The 9,009-nt window shown below is 60.0% G+C and carries 10 protein-coding genes and 1 pseudogene; 2 read left to right on the top strand and 9 right to left on the bottom strand.

The window, feature by feature from the left end; translation table 11 throughout:
* The 3 genes and pseudogenes from P0D80_RS20560 to P0D80_RS20550 all read right to left on the bottom strand — a co-directional run.
* Nucleotides 1-216: pseudogene (locus P0D80_RS20560) on the bottom strand (amidohydrolase family protein); the annotation flags it as partial.
* A gap of 64 nt (nucleotides 217-280) precedes the next feature.
* A complete protein-coding gene (locus tag P0D80_RS20555; protein ID WP_408286352.1) occupies nucleotides 281-1,630 on the bottom strand; it encodes an MFS transporter in 1,350 nt (449 codons plus the stop codon).
* Nucleotides 1,631-1,758: 128 nt separating this feature from the next.
* Entirely contained in the window at nucleotides 1,759-3,060 is a 1,302-nt protein-coding gene (locus P0D80_RS20550; RefSeq protein WP_408286351.1) for a gallate dioxygenase, read from the bottom strand.
* A gap of 617 nt (nucleotides 3,061-3,677) precedes the next feature.
* Between P0D80_RS20550 and P0D80_RS20545 the strand changes: the two genes are divergently transcribed.
* Nucleotides 3,678-4,124, top strand: coding sequence for an SRPBCC family protein (locus P0D80_RS20545; RefSeq protein WP_408286350.1), 447 nt, complete (start codon nucleotides 3,678-3,680; stop codon nucleotides 4,122-4,124).
* Between the two features lie 16 nt (nucleotides 4,125-4,140).
* Here P0D80_RS20545 and P0D80_RS20540 read toward each other — a convergent pair whose 3' ends face one another.
* The 4 genes from P0D80_RS20540 to P0D80_RS20525 all read right to left on the bottom strand — a co-directional run bounded on the left by P0D80_RS20540 (nucleotide 4,141) and on the right by P0D80_RS20525 (nucleotide 6,639).
* Complete coding sequence (locus P0D80_RS20540; protein WP_408177341.1) at nucleotides 4,141-4,509, bottom strand: nitrile hydratase accessory protein; 369 nt, start codon at nucleotides 4,507-4,509, stop codon at nucleotides 4,141-4,143.
* Nucleotides 4,506-5,171 carry a nitrile hydratase subunit beta gene (gene nthB / locus P0D80_RS20535; RefSeq protein WP_408286348.1) on the bottom strand — a complete coding sequence of 222 codons (666 nt, stop codon included), beginning with the start codon at nucleotides 5,169-5,171 and terminating at the stop codon, nucleotides 4,506-4,508. The genes P0D80_RS20540 and nthB overlap by 4 nt, the downstream gene beginning before the upstream one ends.
* Nucleotides 5,168-5,842: a nitrile hydratase subunit alpha gene (nthA, locus tag P0D80_RS20530; RefSeq protein ID WP_408286347.1), complete on the bottom strand. Its 675-nt coding sequence runs from the start codon at nucleotides 5,840-5,842 to the stop codon at nucleotides 5,168-5,170. Before nthA ends, nthB begins: the two co-directional genes overlap by 4 nt.
* A gap of 158 nt (nucleotides 5,843-6,000) precedes the next feature.
* Nucleotides 6,001-6,639: a CGNR zinc finger domain-containing protein gene (locus tag P0D80_RS20525; RefSeq protein ID WP_408177343.1), complete on the bottom strand. Its 639-nt coding sequence runs from the start codon at nucleotides 6,637-6,639 to the stop codon at nucleotides 6,001-6,003.
* Nucleotides 6,640-6,715: 76 nt separating this feature from the next.
* Here P0D80_RS20525 and P0D80_RS20520 point away from each other — a divergent pair, with 76 nt between their 5' ends.
* Nucleotides 6,716-7,636 carry an EamA family transporter gene (locus P0D80_RS20520; RefSeq protein ID WP_408286345.1) on the top strand — a complete coding sequence of 307 codons (921 nt, stop codon included), beginning with the start codon at nucleotides 6,716-6,718 and terminating at the stop codon, nucleotides 7,634-7,636.
* Here the strand turns inward: P0D80_RS20520 and P0D80_RS20515 are convergent.
* Both P0D80_RS20515 and P0D80_RS20510 read right to left on the bottom strand, forming a co-directional pair.
* On the bottom strand, nucleotides 7,630-8,085 hold the full coding sequence (locus tag P0D80_RS20515) for an META domain-containing protein (protein ID WP_408286343.1): 456 nt from the start codon (nucleotides 8,083-8,085) through the stop codon (nucleotides 7,630-7,632). The two genes, P0D80_RS20520 and P0D80_RS20515, sit on opposite strands and share 7 nt — an antisense overlap.
* A gap of 213 nt (nucleotides 8,086-8,298) precedes the next feature.
* A complete protein-coding gene (locus tag P0D80_RS20510; RefSeq protein WP_408286341.1) occupies nucleotides 8,299-8,997 on the bottom strand; it encodes a haloacid dehalogenase type II in 699 nt (232 codons plus the stop codon).
* Nucleotides 8,998-9,009 lie beyond the last annotated feature (12 nt).

Raw genomic sequence — 9,009 nt, 5'->3', positions numbered from 1 at the left:
CGCGCGCGGACTGAAGATGGTGAGATCCAGCCCGCGCTCGCGCATCAACCGCAACTGGTTGCGCTCGATCGATTCGCGCAACTCATCGTCGCTGATCTGCAACTCGGAGACCCTGGGCATGTCCGAAGGATTGTTGATGCCCGCGATCTGGCGGTTGCGCCACTGCTCCAGCGCCTTGGGCGCCGTCGTGTAGTGGCCATGAATATCGATGATCATCCTTACTCCAACAGTTGATTCGTTTATCGGGCGATGCCACGCATGGCACCGCCCGATGGCTTTCTCAGTGCGCCGCAGTCGGCTGCACGGCCGGCTCGCCGGTCCTCGCCCGTTGAGCGACCATGATGGCGAGCGCAGCCAATGTCGCGGGTACGGCCAGCATCGCGAGAATCGCGCCGAACTGCCAACCGAGTCCGAGCAGCGCGCCGCCGATGGCGGAGCCGAAGATGCTGCCGAAGCGCCCCATGCCAAGCATCCAGCTCACGCCAGTGGCACGCGCAACTGTCGGGTAACGGCCCGGCGCGAACGCATTCAACCCCGTCTGCGCGCCGCTCATGCAAAAGCCCGCCGCGAATACCAGCAAGGCCAGCGACGACGACAATGCGCCGATCCATGCGAGTGCGAGAACGCACAGCGCGCCGCCGAGGTAAGCGGCGCTGATCACCCGTGCAGGCCGCACCTTGTCCATCACCCATCCCACAAGAATGGCGCCGATCGTTCCGCCGATCTGGAACATCGCCGTGACGTTAGCGGCCGAAGTGACGGTCAAGCCTGCGTCTTTCATGAGCGTCGGCAGCCAGCCCGTCAGCAGATAGATGACGAGCAGACCCATGAAATAGGTCACCCAAAGCGCCGCCGTCATGAAGCCATAGCCTTGCGAGAAGAGCACGCCGATCGGCTTGCGCGTGGGCAACGGCGGTTCGTTGGAAACGAACACCTCGCCGCCGGTAAAGCGCGCACCGCATACCCGGCCGAGAACAGCGCCGATACGCGCCGGCGATGCGCCACGCACCGCGAGCAGGCGGGCGGATTCCGGCAGCAGCCACACTTGCAACGGAATCAGCGCCAACGGCAGAGCACCACCGAAAATCAGAACCGAACGCCAGCCGTGGACGGGAATCAGCCAGCCGGCCGCAAAGCCGATCAATGCCGAGCCGAGATTAAAGCCGGTGAACATGATCGTGATCATCAGCGAGCGCTTGCGCTGAGGCGCGTACTCGGACAGAAGCGTCGTCGTGTTCGGCATCGCGGCGCCGAGGCCGATACCGGTCAGCAACCGCAGCGCCGCCATTTCCATGGGCGAGTGAGTGAAAGCCGTCGCGATGGTGAAAATGCCGAAGAGGAAAACCGAGGTAATCAGAACCCACTTACGTCCGATACGATCCGAAGCCGGGCCCGCCGCCAACGCACCGATGACGAGTCCCAGCGGCGCCGCGCTCATCACGAGGCCAAATGCTGGGCGTGAAATCCCCCAGTCGTGGATGATCGAGGGCGCCACAAAGCCCATGATCGCCACGTCCATGCCGTCGGCCGTCACGATGAGAAAGCACAGCGCCACCAGTAACCACTGGTAGGGCGAGATGGCTCGCTGGTCGATAAACGCCTTAATGTCAATCGCTTTTCCGTTTGTCATCGATTTACTCCTGTCTCCTTGCTTTGGCTAATGACGTAATTGCTCGTGTTGTTTGCCGTCATGCCATGCTTCTTTTGAGTCCGACACTCCGCCTGGTGGCGAAAGCATCGGCGCGGTACTTTCACCCTTCAGCTCTTGCCTTTTTCTGCGTTGTCCCAATCGAGTTTTCCAGCGGTTTTTCCCGCCACCGAATACAGTGCGCCGGGCGCATTGCGGGTGCGTTGGAAAGCCTCCAGCGTTTCGCCTCGCATGGCGGCGTAGATGTGCAGATTCGACACGCCCGTTACAGCACCGAGCTTTTCGAGCATGAAGAAGATCACGCCGTAGTGCAGCAACGCGCGCCAGTCGCGGCGGCGGATCAGGTCGCGCTCTTCTTCACTCAACCCGGCCGCTTCGAAGCTCGCTTCCGGATCGTTCAGAAACGCTTCGCGATGAGCGGGTTCGACCATCCGGTGAAGGTAATCGTTGATCCGATAGGCGCGCACGGCGACTTCGATCGAGAACGGATAGGTGCCCTCGAGTTTCTCGACATCGGCGAGTTGAACCGCCATCCGCTGGCGGTGACGTTCGACGACGGAAGGCTTCGTCTCACCCTCTTCGCCTTCGTAGATCGCAGTCGCGATGCCTGCCATCGACGGCAGGTAGTAGCTGCGATGCTTGCAAACGACGCTGGACGACAGGGCGCCTCGCATCGTCAGCCACATGATCACTTCCGCGCCTTCGAAGCCGCCCAGTTCCGCGTATTCGGCAATCGTCATCTCGGCCAGTTGCTCGGGATCGTTTTCGAAGAGATCGAGAAAGCGCTGGTCCCATTCGGGATTGTTGAAACCCGCACGCTCTCCATGCACTTGATGCGATAGGCCACCCGTTGCGACGATCGCGACTTTGAGATCTTCGGGGTAGCTCTCGATTGCACGTCGCAACGCTTGTCCAAGCTTGTAAAAGCGTCGAGCGCTCGGCACCGGCAGTTGCAGCACGCCCATCTGCAGCGGCACGAGCTTCACCGGCCATTCGGGCTTGTGCGGGCAAAGCATCGATAGCGGCGAAAAGCAGCCGTGATCGAGCGCCTTGTTCTGAAAGAACGACATGTCGAACTCGTCGGTCATCAGTGAAGTGCCGATGTGCGCGGCCAACTCAGGATGACCTTTGATCGGCGGCAGATCGCGTGCGCCGCCCCCTTCGTCGGCGACGTTCCACTCGGGTCCCACGCCTAGCGTGAACGCGGAATAGTGGTCGAAGAAGAACGAAGTGACATGGTCGTTGTAGATGACCAGCAGCACGTCAGGGCGCTTGTCGGTGAGCCAGTCGGCCAACGGCGCGAAGTTTTCGAAGATGGGTGCCCACACGGGATCGTCACGCTTGTTCTTATCGAAAGCAAAACCGATGGTTGGTGTGTGCGAGGCAGCGATGCCTCCAATGATCCGTGCCATACCTGTACTCCTTCAAAAACTCATTTGGACCGCCGACGCAACGAATTCAGGCAGCGGATGCAGAAGCGCAGCGCAAGCACTGAGCCTAAGGTGCTTCTTGCTGGCCGATAGAAGGTGCGGGCGTCTCGGGATACAAAGGTATGAATTGCAGGGACTTACAGAAAGTAAGGGTAAACCATGAGTTAACGGCTTGAAAGTGCCGTCGCACTTCCTATCCCTTGATCTGACGATATCGGCAAGCCGCGCCCCGTAAAGCGTTTTCGGGATCCCATGACCGCACTGCTCCGCGAACAGGTTTGCACAGCATTTCAGATCGCGATAAACAAAACAGATGGGGCTAAATTGAAATCGCAAACTGCCGAACGCATGGCGCCAGCGCGAAGAGATCGCAGAGGCGGTAGTAAATGGGGAACAGGCGCGTGGATGACTTGATAAAAAGACATGTCCAGCGCGATGGGATGGGTGAACCACACCGATGGAGTAAGCTTGCCGTCGATTTGCGATATTGGACCGCGCGGCGCACCCGGGTTTTTCCTGGTCTTAACCTGTGTCGATACCGGCGTCGTCGGATCGTCGTTGCAGTATGTCTAACTTCTCTAATGAAAGGAGAACACACCATGGCTACCGGAACCATCCATCTGCACCGCGTCTTGCGCGCTACACCAGAACGCATCTATCGTGCCTTCCTCGAACCGGATGCGATAGTGAGGTGGCTTCCTCCGTACGGGTTCACCTGTCAGGTACACCACATGGATGCCAAAGTCGGCGGCACCCACAAGATGTCCTTCCGTAACTTCGGCACCGGCAACAGCCACTCGTTCGGCGGCAAGTATCTCGAACTGGTGCCGTTCGAGAAAATCCGCTACTCGGACCGATTCGACGACCCGAACCTGCCGGGCGAGATGCAGGCCACCATTTCATTGCGGCAGGTATCGTGCGGAACCGAACTCACCATTTTGCAGGAGGGCGTGCCCGAGGTCATTCCTGTGGAGATGTGCTACCTCGGTTGGCAGGAGTCGCTTGTTCAGTTGGCGAAGCTGGTCGAGCCCGAGATTCCCGACTGACGATGCGTGCAGACCGTCATTCGAGTTCGATCGGCTGTCCATGCCGCGTGCGGCGCGCTGCCGCATCCCACGCGCCACGGCGACGCAGAAGCGAGTCGTCGGTCACGAGTCCCTTGATCGTGCTGATGCGCTCCAGCGCTGTCAGCCAATGCGAGTAGTACGTGTCGCCGTGGTCTGCGTCGCCGGCGGCCTGTGCGTCGCGGATTGCCTCGTTCAAGCACGTTGCCCACTCGGCCCAGGTGAACATGCCGCGCTCGTGCAACGCCAGGGTCATGGCAAACGCCTGGGCTTCCCACGGCGCGTTGAAAACCGGCCCTGCGTCGTCGCAAGGCAGTGCTGGCAACGCGGCTCGCAGTTCAGGTAGTTTCGTTAGAGCATCAGTCATGGTGCCGGCGGCGGCTCGAGATACGGTTCCCAGCAATCGACGCATACCGACGCCGCAGTCGTATCACTCCCCCAAAGCTCCGCACTGTCGAAGCGCACGGTATAGAGCCATTGCGGTTGCTCGCCCAGGCCGATCGCGTTGGTATCGGGAAAGACATGCGTGCCGTGCACGGCAACAATGCGCCCGCGTTTGCCCCGACAATAACGCGGCAAACGAGTATGCGACGAAGGATTGATTTGACGAGCCTGCACCCAATCGCCAACGGCAAACTTTGCTTCAACGGCCGCGGGTCGCTCGACGGGACTGCCTCGTAGCAGCGTCGCGGATACGTCGCTGGCCATCAACACGCGTGGAACCGGCGCCGCTTGATTCATCGACTTGCCTGACTCGATTTCGTCGGCCGTAGCCAGACCGGTGCTCAGGATGAGTTTTTTCAAACCCTCGAACCAGATCTGGTAGTAGCTGCTGGAAAGGTATTGCGCCGGCGGCAAACTCTCCCGCGCAGCACGCGACATATCGATGTTCCACTTACCGATTGCGCCCATGGCAATCGTGGTCGCGAGCACCCTGCGCTCCCAGTCGGCGTGAAAGGGCGGGACTTCGTTATCGGGACATATCGGACCGAAAGCCTGCATACCACCGAGATCCTGCGCGCCGTTCATGGTGTCCCCCGTGTCGACTCAGGAGCCTTCGGCAATCCGGTGCCGATCATCGAATCACGTGTTACCAGTTCAGCTAGCGCCTCTTCGGAGAAATCGCCGGTGCCGGGCGGCTGCATGGGCAACACGAGGTATCGAACCTCCGCAGTCGAATCCCACACGCGAAACTCGACTGCCGCGGGTAACTCGAAGCCGAACTCCTTCAATACGCCACGAGGATCGATGACGGCACGCGACCGATAAGGCGCCGATTTGTACCATACCGGTGGAAGTCCGAGCACAGGCCACGGGTAGCACGAGCACAATGTGCAGACCACCATATTGTGTACGGCGGGCGTGTTTTCCAGCACGATCATGTGCTCGCCCTGTCGGCCCGTGTAGCCGAGCGACGCGATCGCTGCAGTGGCGTCGTCGAGTAGCCACTGTTTGTACGCCGGATCACGCCAAGCCTTTGCGATCACGCGGGCGCCATTGCGCGGCCCGACTTTGTGCTCATAGGTTTCGATGAGGATGTCCAACGCGTGCGGATCGACATACCCTTTCTCGACCAGCAGGGATTCCAGAGCACGGACACGCAGATCCATCTCCGACAAAGCACTACCGTGGTGGTCGTGAGTGTCGGTGTGCGGGTGCGCGTGGTGATCGCCATCGGGATCGTTACCGTTCATCGCCATTCACCGCGAACAAGGCTGGAGAGAACAAGTATGGTTCGTGCTGGGCGCAAATGCAATCTTGGGCGAGTGTGATGCTCTGGGCGTAGGTCGCCCTCAGATTGATGCTTCCTGCGGCAGCGATTGAGGGTTCAGTAATGCGTAAGCACAATAAGCCCTGTCTAAGCGTCAGCGTCGCGCTGGCGCACATAGTGACGGCGGGCTTTTGCACGGTTCCCGCAGTCGCCCATCGAACACCAACGTCTGTTCTGCGCACGACTTTCATCCACGAAAAGCCATCCGCAGCCCCGGTCGTCCTGACACTGCTTCACCTTATGCGAATGGGGACCGGTTAGCAGCGCCAAAGCGGATATGACCACAGGCATGAGCAGAACACACACGCCATTCGCGTGCCCGTCGGCGTTCCATAGATAGCGCCCTCGCTGGACGGATAGCTGCATGCCAGGAGGGCCCGCATTGAGCAACTGGGACAGAAGCGAAAGGTCGGTTTTCGCTGGGGCCTTGTCTGACGCCGCGCTCTGAAGCGCCCGGTAAATCGTCTCGCGCAACGATAAAGCTGTCTGGTATCCGTTTTCGGCGAGGACAGGATCGCCCTTCCATTCAAGCGACAACGCGCGCAAAAAACCCGCATCGAACAGTCGGGCCTCGGCAAACCACCGAAGCAGCGCCTCAGCGGATGGCAAACGCTCTTCCTGCTCGTCAGCCCGGCGCCACGCAACCGTGTTCACGAACCGAATGGCCAACTCCTCGTCGACATGCGACGCCCTGCGCGGCCGAGCTTCTTCATTCTGGACGGTCATGCTAAATGCCTCTTGTAAATCCGCCTTGAAAGTATAACCTGTTAACCGGTTATACAGATTAACGAACGGACCCGTTATGTCGACTCGACCGCTACTCGCGTTCTCTGCCATTTATCTCGTTTGGGGGTCGACCTATCTTGCCGTTGCGATTGGCTTGCGCTCGTTCCCACCGATGATTCTGATGGGAACACGCTGCGTGATTGGCGGTTTGATCCTGCTCGGGTGGAGCCTGCTGCACAATCAGCGCCTCCCGTCCGCTCAGTTATTGATTCATGGCGTCGCATGCGGCCTGCTTTTCTTCGTCGGCTGCCACGGCGTTCTGGCAATTGCGCAGCAGCATGTGCCGTCAGGAATCGCCGCCGTCATTCTGGCGACCATTCCGTTCTGGATTGCCATGCTGCGCTTTTTGCTTCCGGGAGAACGTCGTCCTGTGCCGGCCACTATTTGTGCACTGGGTGTAGGTTTTGCCGGCGTCGCCGTCATCGCGTGGGCAGCACCCTCGTCGGGCTCGCACGGAATGGCGTTGCCCTGGCTTGCCGCGTTGCTCGGCGCAAGCCTTTCGTGGGCACTAGGAACGGTCCTGACTCAGCGACATAAGGGCAAGACTCCCGCGCTTACGCTTGCGGGGGTCGAACTGTTAGCGGGTGGCGCAACGCTCGCTGTGTTGTGCGCGATAACGGGAGAACTACGCGGCTTCCGGGTCCAGGCAGTCTCAGCAGACTCGCTTTTTGCGCTTGGCTACCTGATTCTCGCAGGTACCGTTCTGTCATTCGCCGCGTATGTCTGGTTGCTCGACCGCGTCGATCCGACACTGGTCGCAACATACACGTTCGTCAATCCAGTGATTGCCGTGATGCTGGGGTGGGCTTTTCTCGAGGAACGCCCCACAGCTGGGATGCTAGTGGGCGCACCGTTGATTGTGGGAGCCGTCGCTACCGCCTGGCTAATCGATCGGAAACAGCAAATCGTAGGCGGAGGCAGCCCAAGGCGTTACTGACCCGACGCATGTGCTCTGAGGAACGCCACATAGCCGTTCTGTGTCTTGAGGATCTTCTCGGCGCACTCGTCATAGTCGGAACCTTTGGCGTTGTCCGGCCCATACATGCCGCGGCACTGCGCAAAGAGAGTCAAGGTTGCGCCCGAACCCTTTGCCGCGCGGGTTGCCGAAAAGGCAACCTTGCCCGAACCACTCGGGACGTCGGTGTCGATTGCGACCGCGTCCGCGCGCGTCACGGTGGTATCGGAATGCTGCTCGATATAGCGTTTCGTCATCGCCCAAGCCGCGTCGCAGTTCGCCGGGTCGCAGTTGACCGCCGCATTACGTTGGGCGGCGGCAAGATTCGTTTCGTTGTGGAGGAACTTCTGCTCTTGCTGCTCCTGCTTTTCGGCAGACGAGCAACCAGTCAGTACAAGCGCAACGAGCGCAAAGGCAGCGATCTTTTTCACGAGTAACTTCCCCTAGCCATGTTCGAGCGCGATTATAGCTGCGCGCCAGAAGTGCTCGCAGATTCGCCCGAACGACTTGCGTGAATATCGCCGCTTCTCACTTCTCAAAGGCCACCGCGGCGTGATGTGATTAGTTCGGCCGTTGCGGCGATTCGCGTTCTGTCGTTTTCATCATTCAGCGAATGGCCGCTTCCCGGCAGCATGCTCCAGGAATCAGCGCTGCGTCGACGCCCCGGCGCCGCCATCGAATAGCGCTGGCAATCCGTCAAGACCTTGCAGTTGCCAGTCGGGTGTCTGGCCCATTTCTTCGAAGACATTGCCGCTACGATTGATCCAGCATGTCGGAAAGCCGAAATAGCGAGCCCCCGTTGCATCCCACGCATTCGACGACACGAACAGGATCGACGTTCGAGCGAGCCCGAAAGCCTGCTCCGCCAGCAGGTAAGCGCGGTCATCCGGTTTGTACACGCGGACCGGGTCGACGCTCAGCAGATGGTCGAACTCGGCGCGAAGTCCCGAGTTCCCCACCACGGCGCCGATCGAATGAGGCGAACCGTTCGACAGTACGGCGAGCTTCAGTCCTCGCCGACGCAATTCGCGCAGCGTACTGGGCACTTCGGGGAACGGCTGCAGGCGCAGGTATGCATCGCACAGCGTCCTGCAGGCTTCATCGCCCAGATCGAGCCGAAGGTGCCGGCAGGTGAAGCGCAATGCGTCTTCCGTCGCCTCCTCGAAAGTGACGTAGCGGTTCATCAGACTCCGCAGCCACGTGTATTCGAGTTGCTTCTGTCGCCAGAGCGTGCTGATTTCACGTCCGCGCCCCGGAAATTGTTGATCGCACCGCGCCACCACCGAGTGGACATCGAAAAGGGTGCCGTACAAATCGAATGCAATCGCCTTGATGTGATCCATATCACGCCTCCA

Origin of the sequence: Paraburkholderia sp. RL17-373-BIF-A, from assembly GCF_046030175.1 — a bacterium.
Classification (GTDB): domain Bacteria; phylum Pseudomonadota; class Gammaproteobacteria; order Burkholderiales; family Burkholderiaceae; genus Paraburkholderia.
Note: the sequence above shows the minus strand (reverse complement) of the source record. Positions and strands in the feature narration are given on the sequence as shown.

Bases quoted from the DNA above. Each gene is read 5' to 3' on its own strand.
- P0D80_RS20545 (WP_408286350.1), top strand. From the start codon at position 3,678: ATGGCTACCGGAACCATCCATCTGCACCGCGTCTTGCGCGCTACACCA.
- nthA (WP_408286347.1), bottom strand. From the start codon at position 5,842: ATGGCGATGAACGGTAACGATCCCGATGGCGATCACCACGCGCACCCG.
- P0D80_RS20540 (WP_408177341.1), bottom strand. From the start codon at position 4,509: ATGACTGATGCTCTAACGAAACTACCTGAACTGCGAGCCGCGTTGCCA.
- P0D80_RS20525 (WP_408177343.1), bottom strand. From the start codon at position 6,639: ATGACCGTCCAGAATGAAGAAGCTCGGCCGCGCAGGGCGTCGCATGTC.
- P0D80_RS20520 (WP_408286345.1), top strand. From the start codon at position 6,716: ATGTCGACTCGACCGCTACTCGCGTTCTCTGCCATTTATCTCGTTTGG.
- P0D80_RS20555 (WP_408286352.1), bottom strand. From the start codon at position 1,630: ATGACAAACGGAAAAGCGATTGACATTAAGGCGTTTATCGACCAGCGA.
- P0D80_RS20510 (WP_408286341.1), bottom strand. From the start codon at position 8,997: ATGGATCACATCAAGGCGATTGCATTCGATTTGTACGGCACCCTTTTC.
- P0D80_RS20550 (WP_408286351.1), bottom strand. From the start codon at position 3,060: ATGGCACGGATCATTGGAGGCATCGCTGCCTCGCACACACCAACCATC.
- nthB (WP_408286348.1), bottom strand. From the start codon at position 5,171: ATGAACGGCGCGCAGGATCTCGGTGGTATGCAGGCTTTCGGTCCGATA.